Consider the following 23709-nt stretch of genomic DNA (forward strand, 5'->3'; position numbering starts at 1 on the left):
TTTGCAAAGAGCAATCGCTCTGTTACCCCTTCTTACCAATACAATAGTTCCTATTGGAAGGTTTTTGAAGTTTTCGCACCCCTTGCCGTTCCATTCACCTGTGCCGATGACAGGCTGTGGCAAAGACAGCATTTCTTCTGAATCAACCTCGGGACTGAGATTAGGATAGTCTGGAGCATGCATTTGGATATGCCAATGATTGTCTGAGTAGTAGTTCATATATTGTTTTAGTTTTGATTAGTTGTCAAAGCTACTGTCTTGTAGCTCACGTAGATAGAGGCGGGCGCACATCTCGGCGTCGTCGCCTGCGCGGTGGTGCGTCCCCTCGGGGATGGATAGTTGCTCGCAGAGGTAAGCGAGCGTATGGCAGCCGTAGTCGTAGATCTGACGCGCACGGCGTAGCGAGCAGTCCCACTGCAACTCGGGGAGTGTGAGTTCGTAGAGCTGTGCCGCCTGCTCCAGGCAACTTCGATCAAACGGGACATTGTGCGCTACCAGCAGGTCTCCATCGCCTAAGTATTGCGCAGCTATCTCTTGCCAAACCTCGGCAAACGATGGTGCCATCTCCGTATCCTCCGGACGGATGCCATGGCACTGCATGTTCCAGTAGCTGTATCGGTTGCCCTCAGGTTGTACCAGCCAGGAGCGTGTCTCAACGATCTCGCCGTTGCGGACCACACAGATTCCCACCTCACAGATGGAGGTGCGCTGTCCCGTGGCGGTTTCAAAGTCTATCGCTATAAAGTCTAAGGTATTCATCACGCTTCAGTTGTTGGCTCGTAGTATGCCATAAGATTCTTGGCAAAGTTATACATCTCCTCTCGTACGGACTGAGGCTCCAGCACCTCAATCTGATCGCCCATTGCTAATAGAGCTTGATAAAGATCATAGGTTGGACAGACCTCCAGCTCAAAGCAAGCCACACCCTCCACCTCTGAGGGTAGCTCTCTCTGCGACTCATGTATCGGTAGCGTGCGGAGGTAATCCGCCCCCTGACCATAGGCATTGACTAGCAGACGCACAGGCTCCTCCTCAGAGTGAATCACCCCACAACAGCCTCGGTAGTAAGCCTCTATGTCAAAAGACTCATCCATCTCAAAGCTCTCCTCAAGCGGTTCGCACGCTAAGATGCGATCCAGAGCATAGACTAGATAGACATCCTTGGGGCGCGAGCCCCCGTCCTCAGCATTGAGCTCCTCATTGCGAGCTGAGTAGTAAGGACTGCGAGCCAGGAGATACCATCTACGATTCGCCACTTTGAGATAGTAAGGCTCCGCCTCGAAGCTGTAAGCCTCGGGTCTGCCAAACGCCTGGTAAGTCATCTGGATAACCTTGCCGTGACGCATCGCCTCGGCAATCACGTTGAGCCACTTACGGCCAGAGGGGACATGCTCGAAGAGTATCCGTCCCTGGAGCTTGCTGTCGGCTTGTATCTGATTCATCGCCGTGTAGGAGTCTATGAGCCAGCTACGCAGGTTGTCCTGCTCCAGCTCCTCAGGATTGTCAATGTAGTAGCGGTAACCATCTTGGGGGTCACATAAGATATCCACCTGAAAGATATCGAGGATCGCTGCCCGATGATTGTGAAAGGTGCGCTTCGGCAGAGGCTCCTCGTAGCTCAACCCGCTATCCACCCAGTGGCGACTAATCTCCTCAAAGGTCAGTCGTCCGTACTGGCGAAATTGCTCGATCAGCCAGACATATCGTCCGAATTTGTTTGCCATACAACTATTAGTCTCTTTCTCTAAGGGCAAAGATACAACATTAGCTCTGCCAAACCATGGCACAGTGCATCGCTTTTCAGTCTAAAACTGCAATGGCTTTCACATAGAACCCTTTGGTTGCTATATGAAAGCGCACACTATTGCTTATTGCATAGAGGCTAACGCTCTAGCCTCTAACTTCTAAACTCTAATTCTCTAGCGAGCTACACCTCTCCGCAGGCGATCTGGCGACGTAGTGCTTTCCTGCGCTGCTCTTTGATGGCGTACCATAGCTGAGACTCTTCCAGCGCATCTGCGGGGATTCGGCTAGCGTAGCGCTCTAGGAATTCATAGCTGTACAGATGCGATGCTCCAAGGTCTTTATCCCTCCAGCTACTGTGATCTATCAGCCCGGCCCAGTCCCACTTGTCGATGAAGCGATCTATCGTATCATAGTCCAGTGGTAGGGAGTCGTTTCCGGATAATTTATTCCAGTCCCAGTAGTCTGCAAACCGCTCCAAGCATGCTACTGTTAGAATGGTGTCGCACTCTGTCTGAGAGAGCTTCGTCCAGGTTATCCAATTCTTGAACTCCTCGAGCATCTCGGGCGTCCATAGGATCTCGGTGTTGTTAGAGACGATATCCCAGTCTAGCTTCTTACCATACTTCCTGAGGGTCTCTAATGTCCAGGGGAACTCATCTGTGATTTCTCTCCAAGCAGCTTCGTCCAGCTGCCTCTTTAGTAAGTCATTTGTATCCATAGTTCTTTATCTGATTTGTTGAACACAGTGCAAAGATACACCGCAGGGTGTGCCATATTGAAGCACAGGTCTGAAGAATCTCTCGACTTCCTCAAAAGTCCCGACAGTTTCATAGGTAAGAAACTCCAGTGCCATACGGGTGAAATTCTAGTTTCATCGGGAGAGCTGATTCCCAGGGTTGAAGCACTATACATAATGAGTTCATCCAAGCCTCGCTTGTCGCTATGTGTAGCTCTTGGCAGAACGATTATAATGAGACAGTTGCATAAAGGCGAATCGCTGTATTGCTTTCGGGATTCGGCTTCGGTCACATACGGAGGTATACTTCCTTCAGGCCTTGCGCGTCATCCTCTCTGCAAAGTCAGTACAATCTTAGATTGTGAGACTGTTGACTTTTGCAACAGTCTCCTCATTGATTTGCAGAGTCTGTCTGGACAAATTAGACGCAGGCTCGTTACAATAATTTAGAGTCGACTATATATCAAAACGGAGCTGTGTCGGGGAAAAGTGATTTCCACGTGGATATTTCAAAATCTCCACGTGGAGAATAAAAAATTCTTCGGAGGAATGAAATGAAACTTCGGAAGAATCAAATGAAACTTCGGAAGAAATGAATCGCGCCTACGTGGAGAATAAAAAACAGCCACGTGGAGATTCGAGATTCCCCACGTGGATATTCGAGAAAGGAGAGAATAGGACGAATCCCCCCGTAAAGAAGTGTAAACAGAGATTAGAGGTTAGAAGTTAGAGATTAGAGGTTAGAGATCCGATCACTCTGATAGCTCCGATGGTTCCGATAGCTAACAGCCAATAGCTAACAGCCAACAGCTAATCCATGGCGGATACACTATATAATGAGCTCATCTATTCCTCCCTTGTCGCTAATCTGTAGCTTCTGACATAGCGATTATAATGCGTCAGTCCTGGGCTGATTCCTGCGTTGAGGAGTTGGGAGAGATTTTAGGCTGGTGTACTTTACGAGACTGAGACAACGGCTGGCTGCGCTTACGAAAAAAGAGGGGGCGGATACGACCGTATCCACTCCCTCTTTTTATCTTTGAGCTAGACTGATGTCTGGGCATCAGTCTCTATGTGAAGAGTAGTCTCTACCTCTTGATGATGCGCTGACTCTCTGTGCCTACTCGGAGGATATAGGTACCGGCTGTGAGTGCGGTCATATCAATCGTAGCCTCTCCCGTAGCAGTAGCTTGTGTCTGGTGTAGTAGCTGTCCGTCGATCGTGTATAGAGATACAAGAGTCTCAGCGACAGCACCCATGACGTAAACGTGATCTGCTGTAGGATTGGGGTAGATGTTTAGGTGGCTAGAGATAACGCCCTCGATAGCTACATCGCTACCTAGGAATGGGCGCCCCTCTCGTCCGAACTCTTCATTACCGAAGTCTGTGACTTGCCAGTTCTTGTCAAGGAACTTATCTACGGTACTCTTCAGGCATACGTTCTTATCCTTAGGCGAGCACTTGGTGTCTATGAGCATGATTACAGCTTGCTCTTCGCTCTCTGTCATGTCTGGCAGAGCCTTGGCAAGCTTCTGGAAGGCATCGTCACTAATATTATTCCTCATGCAGTCCACATAGGTGATCTTGGGGCAGTTAGTCAGGTTGATGCTCTGTAGATTATTGCCCCAGAGAGATAGACTCTGGAGTTTACTACAGTCAGAGACAGAGACTTCAGATAGCTTGTTCTCGCTCAGGATGAGTCTCTTGATGTTGCTGTGGTTAGCTATTGTGAAGCTTGTTAGCTCATTTTTGTATGCGTGGAGATACTCTAGATCTGGGTTCTTAGAGATATCGATCTTTTGGATCTTTTGGCCACCACATACGAGTACCTTGACAGCACCCTGGATTGTAATCTTTGTATCCTTGATCGTGTACTCCTTGTAAAACTCCTCAAAAGGCTCTAGGACACCCGTTATGAGCACCTTGTCCGTACCGCTGATCTCTAGAGCTATCTTATCACCCACCGCTAGTCCGGTCTCGAGCGTGATGACGTCGTCTGTCATCGCAGTCGTGGAGATGGGCACTGCAGCACCAGCAGCCCAGTCGTATACCTCCCAGTTCTTACTACGAGCCAGCTCGACTGTCTCCTTAGTGATTTGATTGAACTCTTTGAGCCGACTATTCTTGGTGTCGACGACGATCAGGACGCCTGGAGTGCTTTCATCACACGTGCGGAGTGCCTTGATGAAGGCATCCATAGACTCCTCAGAGATGCTGTTGAGATAGATATCGCAGCGAGCGAGCTGAGCGTTGTCTTGAGCTGTGAGCTGAGTGATCTTATTGTTAGAGCAGTTAAAGTCTGCCAAGTTGGGTAGGTTGTTTAGGCTCAGCTGAGTGATCTGGTTGTTGAGACAGTAGAGCTTCTTGAGCTTAGGCGTATTAGATAGGTCTAGCGCTGTAAGGCTATTGTAGCTACAGTCGAGGTTGGTGAGCGAAGTAGCCTGTGAGAGGTCTAGCTTGGTCAGACCGAGGATAGAGCAAGTCAGGTCAGTGACCTCTCCATGTATGGTGACCTCTTGCTGTGTGAAGGTGTAGCTCGAGCGGTTAGGATCATACTGCTCCGCTACGCCATCGATGGTGATATCACCGCCCCCCTTGATGGTTAAGGACTTGTTTTGCCCTACGAGGTCGCTACCTATGGTCATTGATATCTGCTGAGCGGGTACCTCGGGGTCATCTTCGCCCTCATATTGAGTTACTCTACCATTAATAAGGGCATTGCATAGATACCCTTTAGCCCTGAGGGCAGCTACGTCTGACTTGTAGACTTTGTTTTGCTCCGTAGTCCTATCCTTGTTGACTAGTAGTATCGTCCCATACTCAGATGCGTTGTTGACATCTGGGAGCGACTTTACCATAGCCTTCATAGCAGCACCTTGGATCTGATTATCTCGGCAGAGTATCTCTGTAAGCTCTGTAGCCCCTGAGGGGAATGTGAGTGACTTGAGCTGGTTGTCCGAGACGTTGACAAATTTAAGAGCATTACACCCCTCTATATTGACCGTCTCTAGAGCATTCCTATCAGCATAGAGTGTCTCTAGCTTGGGGCAGTTAGATAGATTGATGTGCGAGAGGATGTTTTTAGTCACGACAAAGGCTTTGAGCTCTGGAGCTCCAGAGAGATCGATAGAGCCTGTTATCTTGTTGAAGTTACCCCACACCTCACGTATCGTGCTGTGCTTAGGGGAGAAGGAGACCTCCTTGATACCACAGTTTACGAAGCGTATCGTCGTGACGTCACCGATGATGGAGAAGGTACGTTCAGCAACCTTGTAACCACCACTAGGATCCTCCTCGAGACCCTTAAACTGTAGAGAGGCTCCAGGTACAGACTTGATCTCTAGTCTGATCGACTCTCCGATCAGCTTGTCGGTTTTCATCGTGATTTTGTTCTGCCCATGTAGCGGGATACACATTCCACAGCATAGCAGGAGCAGTGTCATGAGTAAAGAAGTAGTTCTTTGCACCATAGTTTTTTTCTAGTTGAGTTGGTATGATTTGTTAGTTAAGTGACTTGTTAGGGTAGTACGAGCTTGTGGTAGCAGCTATCGCCTGCACTGGTCGTAATGGAGAGTATATAAAGCCCCTGAGGCAGAGCCTCTGCGATGAGCTGGTGTCGTCCCTCTGGCATGAGTCCCTCTGCTTGCAATACGCCTGAAGGTGTGTACAGTCGCCACTCGATAGGAGTAGCCGTCTCTACATAGGGGACACCATCTAGGAGCATGACACGACAATCGTATGTAGAGGGTGAGTCAGTAGCGTTATGCTCTGCCGTCTCAATGGTGAGATCGTCGATCAATAAGCCCGTAGCAAAAGAAGTCTGGTGAGCTAGTATGAGCTGTATCTCTTGTCCTCGTAGGGAGGAGAGGTCGCACTCTATCTTTTGCCAATTGTATGAGATAGGGGCCTTCTTCAGCAGAGGCTTAACCCCCGACTCCCATGCCTTAGGATCTATTGGAGCTACGACTGATAGGATCGTCAGTGAGTCTAGTCTCTTAAACTGCTTGCTAAACGAGCGTGCATATAGCGTGAGCTTTGTATCTAACGTCTCAGCTTCAGGCACCTTGATGACTGGCGATATAAGCCAGTTGTTACTCTGCAGTGCATACCCTCTCAAGTCGGTATACCTCTTAAATATAGTCGGGTAAAAAGACCACGACAGGAGACAGTCCTCACCAGAGCGAGACATCGTCTTTGCTGACAGCTCGGTTGCAGGGACATTGAGACGCTTGAGTTCTGTAGCTAGCGAAGTCCATCCAATATGATCGCCATCTACATCGGCATGACTCCAACCTAGTAGACCGTCAGCCTCAAAGGACTCTTGGAGCGGGAGCTGTATAGCCCCCTGATGTGCAGCTCTCACCTGTATTCGCTGTGATAGCGGAGCACTGGCACCATTTCGATTGACCGCTATCAGTGAGAGCTCTACCTCGCCAGCCGTTGCCCAGGTCAAGGCGAGACGAGGTTCGTGAGTCGTTGCATAGTCAGTACCATTGACCTGCCAGCGATACTCCGTGACAGGAGGTACAGAGCCCACGTATGCTTGTATCTCTGAGGGCGTGTCTGCTGTGATCCCCCAGTTAGGTGTATAGAGATCACGTACTACGGGTGCATCTTGTGACGAGAGACACTCTTTGCTCTTGTTGTATACCCCCTCTTCGCTGATATAGAGTATCTCCTGCACCTCTGTGTAGGTACCAGCTGCTGAGAGGAGTACAACTTTCGGGACAGTTGTTATGGGGATGCCTAGCGCATCAGCCATATAAGCATCAGACACTATAGGATAAGGTACCGTACCACCATTGGTCCAGTCCCCTTGCGTTCCGCTTCCTCGGCCCTCTATCTTATCTCGCGAAGCTCCAGTCGCCTCGACCCAGATGAAGTATAGCTCGTTGCTACCATCGGGACCATACTTCTGCCAGAGTTTCTCTGCAGTGCCTCGCTTGTGTATCGCCCAGCAGGGGCCACAGTACGTACCCGAGAAGTCTATGACCACTTTCTTCCCTGCTCTAATGAGAGAGTCTATGCTGATCCGCTCTCCGTTGATGGTCTCGGCGGTGTAGACAAGACTCTTGAGGGGCATCCACCCATCACCTATTCCTTGCCCTCTGGCAGGTAGTGCAGTGGTTAAGTAGAGCGAGCTTAGTAAGAGTCCTAAGATAAGATGTAGCGTATTTGTCTTTTTCATATAGCCTGTAATTGCAATGTGTACGTATGTAAGAAGGATCAAAAGGGGGGGGTGAGCAGAGTGCTCTTCCTATATCAGAGCATCGTGACACAGTGCTACTGTGAGATCGTCTCACCCACGTCCTTGATCTTATATTTTGTCTAGCTTGATATTCCTAAGAGGAATTGCGCTAGCAAAGGTAGGTTTTATTTCTAAATCCTACAACAGTCTGTAAAAGCTTCTATAAAAAAACAAGCATAGCTCTAACCTCTAACTTCTAATCTCTAATTCAGTACCTTTGTAGCGTTTAACGGCGGGAGTGGGGCGTGAACTGACAGTCGCTGACTACGCTTTAAACTCTCATTTAGCAACGTATAGCAACCTTCTTATGACCTATTTACGTCGATATGACTTTACCGTGGGGCTACTGGCTCTCCTACTGATGATGCTCGCCACGCCACTGAGCGGGCAAGCACACAAGCAAGCACCTCGACAAGCGCAGAGCAAGTTCACGATCAATGGCTTCGTGCATGATGCGCAGAGTGGCGAGACGCTGATCGCTGCTAATGTGATGGAGCTCAACAGCCGCTCAGGTGCCGTGACCAATGAGTTCGGCCACTACTCGCTGACGCTCCCTGCGGGGGAGGTGCTCCTGCAGTTTTCCTACGTAGGCTATCAGAGCGATACGATACGTCTGCAGCTCTCGTCGGATACGACGCTCTCGGCTTCTCTCATCGAGGGTCAACTCCTCGGCGAGGTGGTCGTGGTGGGTAGTCCGAACCCCTCGGGCGTCGAGACAGCCACAATCGGCGCGCAGCACATATCGGCGAGCGAGATCAAGCGACTGCCCGCTTTCTTTGGCGAGCAGGATGTGATCAAGGCGCTGCAGCTACTACCTGGCGTGCAGAGCGGTTCGGAGGGTTCGTCGGGACTCTTCGTGCGTGGTGGCGATCCGGACCAGAACTTGATCCTTATGGACGGCATCTCGCTCTACAATCCGAATCACATGCTGGGAGCTTTCTCGACCTTCAACCCTGATGCGGTGAAGTCGGTGACGCTGTACAAAGGCACCTTCCCCGCTCGTTACGGGGGCCGTCTCTCGTCGGTCGTGGACGTGCGTCTCAAGGATGGCGACATGCAAGAGTACCACGGCAATGTGAGCGTGGGGCTGATCTCCTCGAAGATCAATGTGGAGGGACCGATCATCAAGGATCGCACCACCTTCAACTTCTCGGCACGGCGCACCTACCTAGACCTGCTGGCTGCGATGGCTTTTGCTATACGTAATCGCCAGGAGGGTGAGGATGGCGAAAAGATGAAGGGTGGATATAACTTCCACGACCTGAACCTGAAGGTGACGCACCGCTTCTCAGATAGAGACCAGCTGTACCTCTTCGGCTATTACGGCAACGACCGTGTCTGGACACGCTATACTAATAGAGATGACAAGCAGCAGATGTCTTGGTTGTGGGGCAATGCGATGGGTTCGCTGCGGTGGAACCATGTCATCAACGGACAGCTCTTTCTCAACACCACAGCCTCCTATACGCAGTACCGCTCTAGGCTACGCATGAAGATGCAGGAAGACAAAGATCAGCCACCCGTAGCGATGAACTACGACTCGGGCATCCGTGACTGGCTCCTGACGAGCGAACTGCACTACTCGCCAGTCGAGCAGCACCAGTTGCTCTTCGGTGCGAACTACACCTTCCACACCTTTCGCCCTGAGATGACTTCGATCAAGGTAAACGGCAAGGATCTCTCGGACTTCACTGGGACGGACTTTGATGTCTTCGGAAACAATCCCAATATCTATGCTCATGAGGCTTCGCTCTATGCTGAGGATGAGATCAAGCTGGGGGATAAGTGGACCTTTAATGCGGGACTGCGCTACAGCTTCTACCATGTGCGGGGCAAGGGGTACCATAATGTGGAGCCTCGTGTGAGTGCTGCTTGGCGCATCACACCTACCCTAACGGCCAAGGTGGGCTACGCCCTGATGACGCAGCATGTGCACCTCCTAACGAACAATAGTCTGAGCCTGCCTACGGATCTGTGGGTGCCCTCGACGGACCGCATCAAGCCGATGCACGTGCACCACTTTACGGCGGGGCTATTCCTCCATGTGCCACAGTGGGGCGACTTCTCGGTAGAGGGCTACTACAAGCCTCTGAGCAATGTACTGGAGTACAAGGAGGGTTCTTTCTTCTATGGTGTCTCAACAAACTGGGAGCAGATGGTTGCCATGGGTCGTGGCACGGCTTACGGCCTAGAGCTGCTCTGGCAGCGTAAGGTGGGCAAGCTGACGGGCTGGGTAAGCTACGCCTGGGCTCGCACATGGCGCACCTTCGACCAGCCGGGTGAGGAGCTCAACTTCGGGCGTACCTTCCCCGCTAAGTATGACCGCATCCACGACTTTAAGATTACTGCGATGTATCAGCTGGGCAAGAGCTGGGACTTTGCCGCGACCTGGGTCTTTGCCTCGGGCCAGACGGGCACCATTGCAACGCACGAGTACGATGGCATGAGAGACCCACTGGCTCCATCGATGTATGGCGCCGCGGGGTCGCTCAAGCATGTGTCTGAGCGCAATAATTACCGCTTCAAGCCTTACCACCGACTGGATCTCAGCGTCACCTACACGAAGCATCATAAGCGGGGCAAGAGTTTGTGGAACCTAAGCGTCTACAACGTCTACAACAATATGAACCCCTTCATTGTTACGCCTGTGAGCCAGAAGACGGACGAACACACTTACCGTACCGTACTGCAGCAGGTGACAATCTTCCCGATCCTGCCAAACATCAGTTACACCTACTCCTTCTAACCTAAGACCACTATGAGACCTATACAATATATACAGTTGGCCAGCAGTGCACTACTCATCACGCTCCTCGCAGGCTGTCAGACGCTCATACCCCTCGACCTAGGCGACAACACGCCTCGCATCGTCATCAACGCGGTCGCCACAGAGCAACAAGGCATCGACATTTCGCTCTCCGAGAGCAAGCCGACGGGGGTTGCCTCGTCCAGTACGAATGTTTACTATCCCTACGACCACCCCGACTGCCCCTATCGTATGACACTTAGGGTCAACGATCAGCTCGTACCGCTCAGCGAGGTGGCGCAATACAAGCCCCAGACGGGCGACCGCATAGCGATCTCGGTGGAGAAGCCGGGACTCAAGGCAGCTTCAGCCGTTACCACCGTACCCGCACAGCCTCAGCTCGGCACCGTAGAGGTCAAAACGCTGGACAAGAATCGTCGCACCTCGAGGGTGAGCAACGCTTCAGACGTAAATCTTCAGAAAGGGCAGTACCTAGAGGTTCAAAACTACGAACTATCCATCCCGCTCCAAGGCATCACGAAGGACAGCTACTACCGTATCATCGTAGAGCGGCAAGCAGTAATGCGAGGAGAGGGCATCCAGCCAGAGGGCTACAGATGGTATCAGGAGCAGCTGCAGGACCCAAGCCTAGCACAGTTTAACAGTAGTGACCTGATATTCGAGTCGGCCAAAGCCTATCCGATGAATCTGCTGGCTGGCTCTAACGTCTCGACAAGCGACTACACGCTCAGGACGTCGCTCGCCTTTGCCACACGGGTCTGCAATGCCGATGGCTCTACAGATGAGGCGCAGACTAAGAACGCTGTCTCGGACTATGTCGCTCTGCGTGTCACCGTTTATGCGATCACGGGCGACCTCTATCACTACTGGCAGACGGTTACCTCAGACCGCTACAACAGTGTGAGTGAGACGGGCCTCACGGAGCCTATCCTCATCTACAACAACATCCACGATGGTCTCGGCATACTGGGCAGCATGGCTGCGACCCAGCGACAAGACTTTAAGATCGTGACACACTAAGGCAGTGAGAGACCCATGACACAAGAGACTATACAGATGCTCCCCGAGTGGGTGCCACAAGATGCTATCCTCCTCGCCTGGCCACACAGCCAGAGCGACTGGGCTCCGATCCTACACGAGGTACAGCGCACCTACTGCAACATTATCGAGCAGGTGACACGCTTCGAGCCTGTCGTGCTAATTGTACCTGAGGATCCAGCGGAGTATGCCTCTCTGCCGTCGGAGCTACGCTCGCGCTGTCTACTCGTCCCCTGCCCTACCAATGATACGTGGTGCCGTGACTACGGTCCTTTGGCTCTCCAGAGTCCTAGTGGCGCACGCGTCCTCGTTGACTTCACCTTCAACGCATGGGGCGGTAAGTTTGTCTCAGCACTTGACAATCTAGTGGTACGTCGCCTCATGATGAAGGATCTCTTTGCGCTGGATGTCGCTTACTTTGAGGCGTCAAGCTTAACCTTCGAAGGGGGAGCTTTGGAGTGCAATGGCGAGGGCCTTCTCTTGACCACCAAGTCCTGCGTAGAGGACCCGCTCCGCAATCCACATCTCTGCGAGACTCCTTATATATATGAGGCACTGCTACAATGTCTCGGCCTGACCGACTACTGCTCACTAGAGGTCGCTCCCCTACCAGGCGACGACACCGATGGGCATATAGACACGATCGCCCGCTTCGTCGACCCAGACACCATTATATATATCTCCCCGAGCGACCCTACGGCGCAGAGCTTCGCTGCTTTGGCAGAGCTAGAGCGTCAGCTTCAAGAGCTGTCTCGTCTGCGTCCCAACTTGCGACTGATCGCTCTGCCCGACGTGGGCGACTACCCCTCACGCTATGAGACCGACTGCCTCATACCAGCCACCTATGCGAACTTCCTCCTCGTCAACGGCGCACTCCTGCTCCCGATATACGGGCGTAGCACCGACAGCGAGGCGCAACGCATCCTCCAGCAAGCACTGCCTCACCTCGAGATTGTGCCGATCGACTGCTCCATACTGGTCGAGCAGCACGGCAGCCTACACTGCATCTCCATGCAGATACCGCAAGGCTTCCTCAACCCTTCACTTCTAGACACCATAACAAGATGAAAGTAGGAATCATACAGCAGCACAACGGTGCTGACCATGTAGACAATATCCATCGCCTCCAAGAGCGCATCCGCCAGCTAGCCCACGAAGGGGCCGAGCTAATCGTGCTACAGGAGCTACACAACGGACTATACTTCTGCCAGACAGAAGATGTCGCACTCTTTGACCAAGCGGAGACAATACCTGGCCCCTCGACCGAAAGCTTCGGCGCCTTAGCGCGTGATCTGGGCGTGGTAATCGTCCTCTCACTCTTTGAGAAGCGCGCCACGGGCCTCTACCACAACACCGCCGTAGTGCTAGAGCGTGACGGCTCCATAGCGGGTCGCTATCGCAAGATGCACATACCGGACGACCCCGCCTACTACGAGAAGTTTTACTTCACCCCAGGCGACCTAGGCTTCGAGCCGATCGACACCTCCGTGGGTCGCCTCGGCATCCTCATCTGCTGGGATCAGTGGTACCCCGAGGCTGCACGGCTTATGGCGCTCAAGGGTGCCGAGCTACTCATCTACCCAACCGCCATCGGCACCGCCGCCTACGACACGCCCGAAGAGCAGCAGCGACAGATCGATGCGTGGCAACTGGTGCAGCGTGGTCATGCTGTCGCCAACAACCTCCCCGTCATTGCGGTGAATCGTGTCGGCTACGAGCCCGACCCGTCAGGCGTCACCGAGGGGATACAGTTTTGGGGTCATAGCTTCGTCACAGGTCAGCAGGGCGAGATGCTTTGCGATCTAAGCCAGACAGAGGAGGCTGGCGCCGTCGTGGAGCTCGATCTCGAGCGCACTGAGCTAGTCCGACGCTGGTGGCCTTACCTGCGTGATCGGCGCATAGACAGCTACGGAGAGATCACTCGTCGCTACATCGATTGAGCCTTTTGTGAAGGTCAAAAAGGCAAAAAGGTGATTTATTCCTCCGAAACTGCTAACTTTGCAGGCAATAGTTCATTCCACAGATAACTACATAAAACGAATTGATATAGTATGGCATTAAAAGAATCCGGGTCACAAGGCTCTCACCGCTCAGAGGAGATCGTGTCTCGTAGCGAGCAATTCATTGAGAAGTACAGCAAGACCATCATCTGGTGCGTGCTGGGCGTCATCGTGCTAGGTGTGGGCATCTGGCTCTACATAGACAAGGTAGTCAAGCCCCGTGGCGACAAGGCAGCAGCACAGCTATACCTTGCAGAGGAGCAGTTTATGGCAGGTGCTGATAGTGCTGCGCTCAACGCTCCCGCAGCTGGAGCTATGGGACTTCTAGAGATTGCAGACAAGTACAGCAACACTGACGCTGGCAAGCTGGCTCACGCTTACGCTGGTATCATCTACTACGACGAGGGCAAGTACGAGGAGGCTATCCGCGAGCTCAAAGAGTTCAAGGCTAAGGAGAAGATGGTCGCACCCTCTATCACCCGTCTCATCGGCGACTGCTACGTAGAGCTAGGTCAGTATGACAAGGCTGCTAAGTACTTTATGGACGCTGCCAAGGCTGCCGACAACCCCGTCATCTCTCCGAGCTGTCTCATCAAGGCAGGCCATGTCTACGAGGAGCTAGGCAAGTATGACGAGGCGCTCAAGGCTTACAAAGAGATCCAGGAGAAGTACTACACAGCGCCTGAGTCTGAGAGCATCGAGGCTTCGATCATCCGCGTAGAGGCTCAGCTTAAGAAGTAGATTTTTAGAGTTTAGAAGTTAGAGATTAGAGGTTAGAGATAACTAGTGGCTCTAGTGCTTCTAGTGGCTCTAGGGTCTAATCTCTAACTTTTAACCTCTAAAGTCTAACCTCTAATCTCTAACATCTAAAGTCTAATCCCCATGTCCTCACAACTCCATAGCCAGCAGACACCGGCTCACTACACGCTCCAGCACAGACGCACCGCAGACGTACATCGCATCGCTGTCGTTTACTCGGAGTGGAATGCTGAGATCACCCACGCCCTCCGCGACGGAGCTGTCACGACACTCTTAGAGTGCGGACTAGAGCGTCAGCAGATCGAGACCTTCTCCGTGCCAGGTGCCTTCGAGCTCACCTATACGGCGACCCTACTCAGTGAGGCGACTCAGCCCTACGATGCTATCATCATCATCGGCTGCGTCATACGTGGCGAGACCTCGCACTACGACCTCATCTGCAACAGCGTCACCGAGGGAGCTACCGAGCTCAACCTACGTGGCAAGGCACCCGTCATCTTCGGGCTCGTCACCGTTGAGAACATCGAGCAGGCTCGTGCCCGCTCTGGTGGAGCCGTAGGCAACAAAGGCTCCGAGTGCGCCATCGCTGCGCTCCAGATGATCGACATCAGAGCTGCAATACAAGGGTAACGCCCCAACACATATCATGACAAGTCCCTAGTGCTATCTCTAGCGCTAGGGACTTTTTCATTTTAGAGCACATAGAGACTCGCTCGTATCACGCTGTATCCATAGCACATACGAGTTCCAAAACTAGTTCCCCTCTTGGAACTTTTTAGTTCCAAGGGAGGAACTTTTTAGTTCCAGTGTTGGAACTTTTCGGTTCCTACGTAGGAACAAGCCACAAACTCTGGTCCCAATCTCCAACTTCTAAACTCTAATCTCTAACATCTAACCTCTAATCTCAACCCTCTCACCTCTAATCTCTAACTTCTAAACTCTAACCTCTATCTCTCCCCGTCGTTTTTCGTACCTTTGCACCAACTAATAAGGACACGACTCCACACACATGCAAGAATTACGAAACATCGCTATCATCGCCCACGTCGACCACGGTAAGACGACCCTTGTCGACAAAATGCTCCTCGCAGCTAAGCTCTTTCGAGAGGACAAGGCTGCAGAGGTCGACACCTTTCTAGACAATAACGACCTAGAGCGAGAGCGAGGCATCACGATCGTTTCGAAGAATGTCAGCATAACTTACAAAGGGGTCAAGATCAACGTCATCGACACCCCAGGACACGCCGACTTCGGCGGTGAGGTGGAGCGCGTGCTCAACATGGCCGACGGTTGCCTACTACTGGTAGATGCCTTCGAGGGGCCAATGCCTCAGACCCGCTTCGTACTGCAGAAAGCCCTCGCCATAGGGCTCAAGCCGATCGTCGTCATCAACAAGGTAGACAAGCCCAACTGCCGCCCCATGGAGGTGCAGGACATGGTCTTTGACCTGATGGCTTCGCTAGAGGCTACCGATGATCAGCTCGACTTCGTCACCCTTTTCGGTAGTGCCAAGCAGGGCTGGATGAGCCGTGACGTGGAGAAGCCAACGGAAGACATCACCCCCCTACTTGATGCGATCATCTCTGAGATCCCCGCACCACAACAGCTAGACGGTCCTCTGCAGATGCTCATCACCTCGCTGGACTACAGCTCCTACGTAGGACGTATTGCCGTGGGACGCGTGCATCGTGGCACCATACACAACGGCGACACCGTGCTCCTCTGCCACAAAGATCGTGAGCCACATCGAGAGAAGGTCAAGGAGCTCTACACCTTCGAGGGCATTGGCAAGGCAAAAGCAGACTCCGTGTCTAGTGGCGACATTTGCGCCATCGTAGGCTTTGACCACTTTGAGATTGGAGACACCATCGCTGACCCAGAGCATGCCGAGGCGCTAGACACGATCTCCGTCGATGAGCCGACCATGTCGATGCTCTTTACGATCAATAACTCCCCCTTCTACGGCCGAGAGGGCAAGTTTGTCACCTCCCGCCACATCCATGAGCGCCTGATGCGTGAGCTGGACAAAAACCTCGCTCTGCGTGTCGAGACGACCGACCAAGCAGACTCGTGGAACGTCTTCGGCCGTGGCGTGCTGCACCTCTCCGTGCTGATCGAGACGATGCGCCGTGAGGGTTACGAGCTACAGGTGGGTCAGCCCCAAGTCATTATCAAAGAGATCGACGGCGTACAGTGCGAGCCTATCGAAGAGCTCACGATCAATCTCCCCGACGAGACCAGTAGCCGTATCATCGATATGGTCATACAACGCAAGGGCGAGATGACCGCCATGGAGAGTAAGAACGGTCGTACACACCTCGTCTTCACAATCCCTTCGCGTGGTATCATCGGACTCAACAATAGTGTCCTAACCGCTTCGGCTGGTGAGGCTGTTATGGCACACCGCTTCCTGGAGTTTGGTCCTTGGCGTGGCGACATCGAGCGACGCAACAATGGTAGCATCATAGCGGGTGAGAGCGGTACCGCCTTTGCCTATGCGCTCAACAACCTCCAGAGCCGCGGACGCTTCTTCATCGCTCCCCAAGAGGAGGTCTACGCTGGTCAGGTAATCGGCGAGCATACGAAGGACAACGACCTGACGGTCAACGTCTGCAAGAGCAAGAAGCTCACCAACATGCGTGCTGCCGGTAGTGATGACAAGGTAGCTCTCGCACCGCCCGTCATCTTCAGCCTAGAGGATGCGCTGGAGTATATCAAGGCAGACGAGTATGTGGAGGTCACGCCTAAGTCTATGCGCCTGCGCAAGATCCTGCTCAACGAGCTAGACCGCAAGCGCGCCAACAAAGCATAATCAATCCAATCACTTCATAAACACAACAAACTATGAAAAGAATCGCACTACTCATCATCGCCATGCTCACGCTTGGCTTTGCAGCTCAGGCTCAGTCCACTTTTAGCAAGGGGACGACGACCGCCAACCTCGGGCTCGGTATCGGAGGAACCCTCTTCAACGACACCTATAGTGTCCTCCTACCTCCAGTCTCTCTAGGAATTGACCACAGCGTAGTCAGTGGTCTTTTTGACGGCAACGGCTCTATCGGTGTAGGTGGTTACATAGGCTCTGAGGTCTATCGCTACAAAGGCTTCGACAAGTCTGTATGGAGCCAGACACTCATCGGACCACGTGGCTCTCTGCACTATCAGTTTGTAGACAAGCTCGACACCTACTTTAGCTTGATGCTCGGTGTAGATATCATCAGCTGGAACTATAATATGAAGGTGGCTGATATGGCAATCAAGGACAAGGACACTTCAGTTGGCTTTGGTTGGGGCGCACACTTTGGCGCTCGCTATTATCTCTCCGACCGCTGGGCTCTTATGGGTGAGTTGGGTTATGGACTAACCTTCCTCACACTCGGCGCTACCTATCGCTTCTAAGTCTTAGCGAAGCGCTATAACACAATCAAAGCAGGAGACGGTTCACGAGCTGTCTCCTGCTTTTGCATTTAAAACTGTGTAGGGTCACTCGGTATCGTGCGGTGTAGGGTGCTGCTGATTGCGAGGATGGTAGCGCAAGACGTCGGCACGGAGTGCGGTGCGATCGACGTGGGTGTAGACCTCTGTCGTCGCTATACTCTCGTGTCCCATCATCAGCTGGATAGCGTGCAGGTCGGCACCGCCCTCGAGTAGGTGTGTGGCAAAGCTATGTCGCAGCGTGTGCGGACTAATCTCCTTCTGTATGCCCGCCAGCTCAGCAAGCGTGCGGATCAGACAGAAGACCGTGATACGAGAGATCGGTTGACCACGACGTGAGATGAAGATATACTGATCATACTCCGGCTTCGCATTATAGCGACAGGGATCATTGAGATAGCGCTGCACGTCAGAGACTGCCTTCGGACTCATCGGCACCAGTCGCTCTTTGCGTCCCTTGCCCCAGACGTGCAGATAGCCTTCGTCGAGGAAAACATCCGAATAGGTCAGCCCGCAAAGCTCCGACACACGTAGCCCGCAGCTGTAGAGGACCTCTATGATCGCCGTGTCTCGTGAAGCCTCGATACGATCCTCGTCGATAGCTCCGAGGAGGCTGTCTATCTCTGCGAGCGTGAGCACCTCAGGGAGCTTCTTATGTATGGGCGGGGTCTGTAGCATATCTGTCGGGTCATGCTCTATCTCCTCCTCTAGCGTTAGGAAGCGAAAGAAACTCTTAACCCCGCTCAGCACACGCGCCAGCGAACGCATCGAGATACCTAAGTCTAGCAAATGCGCCGCAAAGTTGTTGAGATGTTGCAGCGTTACCTCCCGCAGACTCAGCCCCATATCGTCTATGTAGGTGTAGAGCTTGTCCACGTCGTAGAGGTAGGAGTCGATGCTATTGTCCGAGAGGTGCTGCTCCAGCCTCAGATAAGTTTTGTAGCGCTGTATCAGTTGCTGTCTTGGTTCTAGACTCATTGCAAGGGAGTTTCTTACTATCTTTGCGCTACGAAGTTAGCCATTTGCATCTTAACCGACAAGTTCACTAAATGGCATTCGACTTCTGCACATTCTAGTATCAAGAAAAATACCTTTCAAACACTACAGCACAATGGAAACAATAATCACTACGCCAGAACTCATCACTGATATGAAAAAGAAGATGCAAGGGATACTACAAGCGATTTCGTGGAGAGACTTTGCAAACACATACTTCCACCGATCTTCATCGTGGTTCTACCACAAGATGGACGGCATTGACGGAAACGGCAATCAAGGGGGCTTCAATCAAGAAGAAGCCTCACAGATGCGAGATGCGCTCCTCGACCTAAGCGAACGTATTAGACAAGCAGCCGAAAGTATATAGGCGGGACCTCATCGTACCCTTATTGACAAAAGTCGCTCTAGCCTATAGAGCGCACACCAGCCCCCACTAGCCGACTAGCCCGTGGGGGCTATTTGTATAGCCAAAATCACTACCTTTGCGAACAGAGTGAGCGACACCCAAGGTCCCTAGTTTGTACGCTTTTGATGCTCACTTGTTGCTCACTAAAGAGCATCTTAACCGACAAGTTCACTATGTCTACAAATAGTTTGATCGAACCTCTCTCTACCCCGACCTCGGGCAAGCCAGCCATACTCATCCTCAATGGTCCTAACCTGGTCAACGTGGGTCAGCGCGAAGCTGAGATCTACGGATCGACGCCGTTAGTCCCCTACTTGGAGCAACTCGCCCACGACACCACCGAGGCGACAGTTGCCATCCGCTACTCACACTACGAGGGCGCACTCATCGAGTACCTCTACATGGCTCAGGAGCTAGGCTATCAGGCGATCATACTCAATGCGGGGGGCTACACGCACACCTCCGTAGCTATCGCAGACGCGATACGCGCCATCGCACTACCAGTCATCGAAGTGCATATCTCCCAGCCACTAGCCCGTGAGTCTTACCGCCACACCTCGCTCATAGCACCCTACTGCCGTGGTAGCATCGCCGGCTTTGGCGTAGCCAGTTACGACTTAGCCGTACGGGCTGCCATTCTGCTGAGCCGTTGACACCTTATACTATATAGACTATGGACGCAGAGCTAGAGCTTTATGCCCAGCAGCACAGCTCCTTCGGGCATCCCCTACTAGACGAATTGCTACGCACTGCTTATGTGCGACTCTTACAGCCGAGGATGGTGTGTGGTGCTACACAGGCGGGACTACTCTCGATGCTCATTAAGCTCAGTGGTGCCCAGCGTGTCCTAGAGCTGGGAGCTTATAGTGGCTACTCAACGATCGCCATGGCGATGGCACTAGAGCCGGTGGCGGGTGAGATCGACTCCATCGAGTGCGATGCCGAGATGATCCACTTCCTCTCCCCCTTTGTAGCACGTAGCGGCTGTGCCGAGCGCATTCATGTGCACCATGGTCAGGCTCTAGAGCTGATGCCCGCACTACTCGCGCAGCACGATTACGACCTCGTCTACATCGATGCCAACAAACGTCAGTACCCCGACTACTACCAGCTACTGCGCAAGCAACTACGCCCCGGAGCGATTATCCTTGCGGACAATACCCTCTGGGACGGTAAAGTAACCGCCCCAACGACCCACCACGACCTGCAGCTCGAGGGGATCCAGCACTTCAACGAACTAGTCGCTCAGGACAGCGGCGTGGAGCAGCTCCTCCTACCGCTCCGCGATGGGCTGACGATCATTCGCATCCTACCAGCTTAGTCAGGCTGAGCCGGAGCGATAGGCTTTGCCTCTTGTGCAGCAGACTCTGCTGGTGCAGGCATCGCCTTAGGCGCATCAGCCGTTGTAGGCTGAGCGTTGCCACTCTTTGCTTGCATCTTATGCGAGGTCACCTCGTTGCGAAGCTTGATCAACTCCTCACGCTGCTCAGCCGTGAGCTTGTTGAGCTTGAGCCACTCTAGGAGGGCACGCACCGCAAGTCCGATCGTGATGACCGTAACCGCACCGATAGCACCCGACCAAGAGACCGTGACAAAAGGCAGATCCTGCGTAGGCGTACGCCACCCGAAGAGCGCCTTGCAGAGGATCGGCATAAAGAGCGCGACCACCGCCACGATCACCACAAAAGCGATATAGCCACCGAAGTGACGACGACGCATCATGTGCCCAGCCACATAGTAGTAGTTGAGATAGAAGATCGCAATCAGAAAGATGTCGAGTAGCCACGTAGAGAGATAGTGTGATGGAGCCTGGAAGAAGGACTTAGCCATCGTGCTACTCTGCCCGATCAGTATGGACTGTATCAGCACGATGACGAGCCATGCCGCCAGATAGATAAGCCAAGTATAACTCTTCGTCGAGTTTTGCTTTGCAGCAGTAGCGTCTTGTTTCATAGTATAGGTAGACTTATAGTTATTACACCACAAAGATACAACAGGATAATGAAAGAAGCCTATGTGTCCACTCTCATAAATGAACTATATTTGTAGCATCAACAACAATCAATCAAATCTATGAAGCGATTAGGAATCGGTCTAGTGATCTTGCTAGGTCTAGTGATGATCAGCTTAGGTCTAGTGAGGGCCAGCACGCGAAGCCAGAGCAAAGGACTTCTCACGCCCCAAGATAGCATCTTAACTCTTGCGCCCACTCCCGCTAAGGCATATCACCAAGCCGCAGAGGATCTTCGTATGGGTGGAGACTGGGATGAGGCGATGGACCTTGCTATAGAGGGGTTAAGCCGATATGGTGACGATAAGGATCACACGCTCTATCACTATCTATGTTTTTTGTTGACTCGTTCTGACTATGACGCAAGATTGATCTCTAAGCTCCAAGAGAAGATACACAAGCAGCCCAAACGCCCCGAGTGGGTGCTCCTGCTCGCGACCCTATACGATAGCTCGTGTCATGCCGATTGTGAGCAAGCTGTTCACTACTTTCAGAAAGCTCTAAAAGCGGTGCCCCAAGGTGGTTTCTTTTACCTATCTACTATTGAGCAGATGGCAATATGCTACGTAGAGTTGGGAAGTCTAGACTCCGCTCTATTGTACACAGATATGGCGATCGAGACAGACCCTTCCTTCGCGGGCTATCACTACAACAAGGCGCTGATGCTCCACGCTTTTGGAGATACAAGAGCTGCCATCACAGAGCTCAATAACTACTTCGCACATCCCAATAGAAACAAGGACGACGCTCATGCTTACTACAAGCGAGCTTACTACAAGAGTGAGATCAAAGACCTCTCTGGCGCACTCGCTGATGTAGAGCGAGCAATGGCTAAAGACTCCCATCCCGACCCCTCAGCCTACCTCCTCCGTGGAGACATCTATGCTGCTCAAGGTAAGAGCACGCAGGCCAAAGCTGACTACAAGACCGTACTGGAAAACACATCTAGTGGTGATCCCCGTACACGCATCTTTGCTCTCGTAGGTTTGGGAAATAAGAAACAAGCGATGCAAATCCTAACCGATCAAGTCAACTTCTATAAAGAATACGATGACTTAAACGATAGCAACTTCTATCTCCTGCTTCGTTCGCTCATAAAGTATAGGCAGGTAGAGCTAGCACGCTACTTCTGGGAGATCTCTACGGAGTGGGGTTATCCCTATCCTTGCATCGGTGAAAACATACAAGTTGTGAAAAACAATCCAAAGTACAAGGAGCTACAAAAGAGAGGGGTCAACATCCTGTAGTCCTACTGCTGGTTATGGTCCAGCCAGAAAGGGCTGACGCATTATGATTGCTCTCTCGGGAGCTACACATAGCAACAAGCCAGAGAATAGATGAGGGTACTATATATATTATAATGTGTCACCCCTGGATTGGCTGTTAGCTGTTAGCTATTGGCTGTTAGCTATCGGAACCTTCGGAGCTATCAGAGTGATCGGATCTCTAATCTCTAGCTTCTAATTTCTAATCTCTAACCTCTAATCTCTAATTACATATCTTTACAGGGAAATTTGTCCGATTCCCTCCTTTATCGAATATCCACGTAGGAAATCTCAAATCTCCACGTGGATATTTTTTCTTCCCCACGTGGGGGCGTTTTGATTCTTCCGAAGTTTCATTTCATTCTTCCGAAGTTTCATTTGATTCCTCCGAAGAATTTTTTATTCTCCACGTGGAGATTTTGAAATATCCACGTGGAAATCAGTTTTTCCCGACACAGCGTCGTATCAATATGTAGTCAGCTATAAATTATTGTAACGATCCGGAGTTAAATTTGCCAGCCAGGGTTAACCAATCTACAACGATTTGAAAACTATTCGCTACCTTTGACTTTACAAGCAAGTATAACCTATCAAATATGAGTACCCTTATGAACAACTTACTCAGAAAAGCCTTCGCGCTCTGCGCCCTCATCCTCGCTACGGGATACTGTCTCTCAGCACAAGTAGTCGTCGTACAGGGCGAGCCAGAGGCTCCACTGCCACAGACGCTCAACGAGGTGCGCCTCAACCTCTTAGCACCCGTAGCCTTCAAGGCTATATCATTGGAGTACGAGCGCTCCACGGCGAAGATGAAAGACCTAGGCTTCGGAGCTGCCATCAGCGCCTGCTTTGCCCATACGGGAGACTTTGGCACTACGATCTTTCCCACTTTTGGGGTGATGCCATACGCACGTTGGTACTTCGGCGGCAAGAAGCTCGCAGCCACAAGACTGAACTCAGGCTTCTTTATCGAGGCAAATACTGCGATCAACTACTATCAGTTTACTAGAGAGAGCACCAAAGATTACAGCGGTACGCAGATGACCGAGACAAAGCAAGGTGTCTCTTGGGGCATCGGCCTCGGCGGTGGCTGGAAGCTAGTCTCTCGCAGCAATTGGAGTGGCGAGATCAGTCTGCGTGTAGGTCGCAACCTCGTGAAAGGCGATGATGCTGACGACATGTACGTCTACCCCGCTATCTCTGTGGGCTACCGCTTCTAGTCATCCACCCACTAACTTTTTTAGAGAGGGCATCTAGAAAAGATGTCCTCTCTCCTTTTTTCTACGCATATCGTATTCC

At 52.0% G+C, this 23709-nt stretch carries 20 protein-coding genes; 13 read left to right on the top strand and 7 right to left on the bottom strand.

The annotated features are described in order from the left end of the window. Nucleotides 1–237: 237 nt before the first annotated feature. The 5 genes from Q2J34_RS00295 to Q2J34_RS00315 form a co-directional block, all read right to left on the bottom strand. On the bottom strand, nucleotides 238–759 hold the full coding sequence (locus tag Q2J34_RS00295) for a 3'-5' exonuclease (protein ID WP_300968968.1): 522 nt from the start codon (nucleotides 757–759) through the stop codon (nucleotides 238–240). Beyond that, on the bottom strand, nucleotides 759–1724 hold the full coding sequence (locus tag Q2J34_RS00300) for a helix-turn-helix transcriptional regulator (RefSeq protein WP_300968969.1): 966 nt from the start codon (nucleotides 1722–1724) through the stop codon (nucleotides 759–761). The genes Q2J34_RS00295 and Q2J34_RS00300 overlap by 1 nt, the downstream gene beginning before the upstream one ends. 203 nt (nucleotides 1725–1927) lie before the next feature. Then, nucleotides 1928–2464, bottom strand: a complete 537-nt coding sequence (locus tag Q2J34_RS00305; protein ID WP_300968970.1) for a hypothetical protein — start codon at nucleotides 2462–2464, stop codon at nucleotides 1928–1930. Between the two features lie 1106 nt (nucleotides 2465–3570). Continuing rightward, nucleotides 3571–5952, bottom strand: coding sequence for a T9SS type A sorting domain-containing protein (locus Q2J34_RS00310; protein WP_300968971.1), 2382 nt, complete (start codon nucleotides 5950–5952; stop codon nucleotides 3571–3573). 47 nt (nucleotides 5953–5999) lie between these two features. Further along, nucleotides 6000–7670, bottom strand: a complete 1671-nt coding sequence (locus Q2J34_RS00315) for a TlpA family protein disulfide reductase (protein WP_300968972.1) — start codon at nucleotides 7668–7670, stop codon at nucleotides 6000–6002. Between the two features lie 367 nt (nucleotides 7671–8037). Between Q2J34_RS00315 and Q2J34_RS00320 the strand changes: the two genes are divergently transcribed. The 8 genes from Q2J34_RS00320 to Q2J34_RS00355 all read left to right on the top strand — a co-directional run bounded on the left by Q2J34_RS00320 (nucleotide 8038) and on the right by Q2J34_RS00355 (nucleotide 17693). After that, nucleotides 8038–10476 carry a TonB-dependent receptor gene (locus Q2J34_RS00320; RefSeq protein WP_300968973.1) on the top strand — a complete coding sequence of 813 codons (2439 nt, stop codon included), beginning with the start codon at nucleotides 8038–8040 and terminating at the stop codon, nucleotides 10474–10476. Nucleotides 10477–10488: 12 nt separating this feature from the next. Continuing rightward, on the top strand, nucleotides 10489–11517 hold the full coding sequence (locus tag Q2J34_RS00325) for a DUF4249 domain-containing protein (RefSeq protein WP_300968974.1): 1029 nt from the start codon (nucleotides 10489–10491) through the stop codon (nucleotides 11515–11517). Nucleotides 11518–11532: 15 nt separating this feature from the next. Further along, nucleotides 11533–12603 (top strand): agmatine deiminase family protein, encoded by a 1071-nt coding sequence (locus tag Q2J34_RS00330; protein WP_300968975.1) that lies wholly within the window; start codon nucleotides 11533–11535, stop codon nucleotides 12601–12603. Continuing rightward, entirely contained in the window at nucleotides 12600–13475 is an 876-nt protein-coding gene (locus Q2J34_RS00335; RefSeq protein ID WP_300968976.1) for a carbon-nitrogen hydrolase, read from the top strand. The genes Q2J34_RS00330 and Q2J34_RS00335 overlap by 4 nt, the downstream gene beginning before the upstream one ends. 111 nt (nucleotides 13476–13586) lie before the next feature. Then, nucleotides 13587–14276, top strand: a complete 690-nt coding sequence (locus Q2J34_RS00340) for a tetratricopeptide repeat protein (protein WP_300968977.1) — start codon at nucleotides 13587–13589, stop codon at nucleotides 14274–14276. A gap of 141 nt (nucleotides 14277–14417) precedes the next feature. Next, nucleotides 14418–14924 (top strand): 6,7-dimethyl-8-ribityllumazine synthase, encoded by a 507-nt coding sequence (ribH, locus tag Q2J34_RS00345; protein WP_297114775.1) that lies wholly within the window; start codon nucleotides 14418–14420, stop codon nucleotides 14922–14924. Between the two features lie 379 nt (nucleotides 14925–15303). After that, nucleotides 15304–17106, top strand: a complete 1803-nt coding sequence (gene typA / locus Q2J34_RS00350) for a translational GTPase TypA (protein ID WP_300968978.1) — start codon at nucleotides 15304–15306, stop codon at nucleotides 17104–17106. 32 nt (nucleotides 17107–17138) lie between these two features. Then, nucleotides 17139–17693 (top strand): porin family protein, encoded by a 555-nt coding sequence (locus tag Q2J34_RS00355; RefSeq protein WP_300968979.1) that lies wholly within the window; start codon nucleotides 17139–17141, stop codon nucleotides 17691–17693. 84 nt (nucleotides 17694–17777) lie between these two features. Here the strand turns inward: Q2J34_RS00355 and xerA are convergent, their stop codons facing one another. After that, complete coding sequence (gene xerA, locus Q2J34_RS00360; RefSeq protein WP_298888197.1) at nucleotides 17778–18707, bottom strand: site-specific tyrosine recombinase/integron integrase; 930 nt, start codon at nucleotides 18705–18707, stop codon at nucleotides 17778–17780. 133 nt (nucleotides 18708–18840) lie between these two features. Here xerA and Q2J34_RS00365 point away from each other — a divergent pair, with 133 nt between their 5' ends. The 3 genes from Q2J34_RS00365 to Q2J34_RS00375 all read left to right on the top strand — a co-directional run bounded on the left by Q2J34_RS00365 (nucleotide 18841) and on the right by Q2J34_RS00375 (nucleotide 20455). Beyond that, complete coding sequence (locus tag Q2J34_RS00365) at nucleotides 18841–19095, top strand: DUF5053 domain-containing protein (RefSeq protein ID WP_296953370.1); 255 nt, start codon at nucleotides 18841–18843, stop codon at nucleotides 19093–19095. A gap of 212 nt (nucleotides 19096–19307) precedes the next feature. Next, the gene (locus Q2J34_RS00370) at nucleotides 19308–19787 is read left to right on the top strand and encodes a type II 3-dehydroquinate dehydratase (protein ID WP_300968980.1); all 480 of its coding nucleotides are present in this window, start codon (nucleotides 19308–19310) and stop codon (nucleotides 19785–19787) included. Nucleotides 19788–19807: 20 nt separating this feature from the next. Then, nucleotides 19808–20455, top strand: coding sequence for an O-methyltransferase (locus Q2J34_RS00375; RefSeq protein WP_300968981.1), 648 nt, complete (start codon nucleotides 19808–19810; stop codon nucleotides 20453–20455). Here Q2J34_RS00375 and Q2J34_RS00380 read toward each other — a convergent pair. Next, complete coding sequence (locus tag Q2J34_RS00380; protein WP_300968982.1) at nucleotides 20452–21087, bottom strand: hypothetical protein; 636 nt, start codon at nucleotides 21085–21087, stop codon at nucleotides 20452–20454. The two genes, Q2J34_RS00375 and Q2J34_RS00380, sit on opposite strands and share 4 nt — an antisense overlap. 120 nt (nucleotides 21088–21207) lie before the next feature. On the opposite strand from Q2J34_RS00380, the gene Q2J34_RS00385 reads away from it, so the two are divergent. Beyond that, a complete protein-coding gene (locus Q2J34_RS00385) occupies nucleotides 21208–22392 on the top strand; it encodes a tetratricopeptide repeat protein (RefSeq protein ID WP_300968983.1) in 1185 nt (394 codons plus the stop codon). 626 nt (nucleotides 22393–23018) lie between these two features. Then, entirely contained in the window at nucleotides 23019–23630 is a 612-nt protein-coding gene (locus Q2J34_RS00390) for a DUF3575 domain-containing protein (RefSeq protein ID WP_300968984.1), read from the top strand. Nucleotides 23631–23709 lie beyond the last annotated feature (79 nt).

It is taken from the genome of Porphyromonas vaginalis (assembly GCF_958301595.1).
GTDB lineage: Bacteria > Bacteroidota > Bacteroidia > Bacteroidales > Porphyromonadaceae > Porphyromonas > Porphyromonas vaginalis.

Bases quoted from the DNA above. Each gene is read 5' to 3' on its own strand.
- Q2J34_RS00365 (WP_296953370.1), top strand. From the start codon at position 18,841: ATGGAAACAATAATCACTACGCCAGAACTCATCACTGATATGAAAAAG.
- typA (WP_300968978.1), top strand. From the start codon at position 15,304: ATGCAAGAATTACGAAACATCGCTATCATCGCCCACGTCGACCACGGT.
- ribH (WP_297114775.1), top strand. From the start codon at position 14,418: ATGTCCTCACAACTCCATAGCCAGCAGACACCGGCTCACTACACGCTC.
- Q2J34_RS00370 (WP_300968980.1), top strand. From the start codon at position 19,308: ATGTCTACAAATAGTTTGATCGAACCTCTCTCTACCCCGACCTCGGGC.
- Q2J34_RS00375 (WP_300968981.1), top strand. From the start codon at position 19,808: ATGGACGCAGAGCTAGAGCTTTATGCCCAGCAGCACAGCTCCTTCGGG.
- xerA (WP_298888197.1), bottom strand. From the start codon at position 18,707: ATGAGTCTAGAACCAAGACAGCAACTGATACAGCGCTACAAAACTTAT.
- Q2J34_RS00320 (WP_300968973.1), top strand. From the start codon at position 8,038: ATGACCTATTTACGTCGATATGACTTTACCGTGGGGCTACTGGCTCTC.
- Q2J34_RS00315 (WP_300968972.1), bottom strand. From the start codon at position 7,670: ATGAAAAAGACAAATACGCTACATCTTATCTTAGGACTCTTACTAAGC.
- Q2J34_RS00340 (WP_300968977.1), top strand. From the start codon at position 13,587: ATGGCATTAAAAGAATCCGGGTCACAAGGCTCTCACCGCTCAGAGGAG.
- Q2J34_RS00385 (WP_300968983.1), top strand. From the start codon at position 21,208: ATGAAGCGATTAGGAATCGGTCTAGTGATCTTGCTAGGTCTAGTGATG.
- Q2J34_RS00325 (WP_300968974.1), top strand. From the start codon at position 10,489: ATGAGACCTATACAATATATACAGTTGGCCAGCAGTGCACTACTCATC.
- Q2J34_RS00305 (WP_300968970.1), bottom strand. From the start codon at position 2,464: ATGGATACAAATGACTTACTAAAGAGGCAGCTGGACGAAGCTGCTTGG.
- Q2J34_RS00330 (WP_300968975.1), top strand. From the start codon at position 11,533: ATGACACAAGAGACTATACAGATGCTCCCCGAGTGGGTGCCACAAGAT.
- Q2J34_RS00295 (WP_300968968.1), bottom strand. From the start codon at position 759: ATGAATACCTTAGACTTTATAGCGATAGACTTTGAAACCGCCACGGGA.
- Q2J34_RS00380 (WP_300968982.1), bottom strand. From the start codon at position 21,087: ATGAAACAAGACGCTACTGCTGCAAAGCAAAACTCGACGAAGAGTTAT.
- Q2J34_RS00355 (WP_300968979.1), top strand. From the start codon at position 17,139: ATGAAAAGAATCGCACTACTCATCATCGCCATGCTCACGCTTGGCTTT.
- Q2J34_RS00310 (WP_300968971.1), bottom strand. From the start codon at position 5,952: ATGGTGCAAAGAACTACTTCTTTACTCATGACACTGCTCCTGCTATGC.
- Q2J34_RS00335 (WP_300968976.1), top strand. From the start codon at position 12,600: ATGAAAGTAGGAATCATACAGCAGCACAACGGTGCTGACCATGTAGAC.
- Q2J34_RS00390 (WP_300968984.1), top strand. From the start codon at position 23,019: ATGAACAACTTACTCAGAAAAGCCTTCGCGCTCTGCGCCCTCATCCTC.
- Q2J34_RS00300 (WP_300968969.1), bottom strand. From the start codon at position 1,724: ATGGCAAACAAATTCGGACGATATGTCTGGCTGATCGAGCAATTTCGC.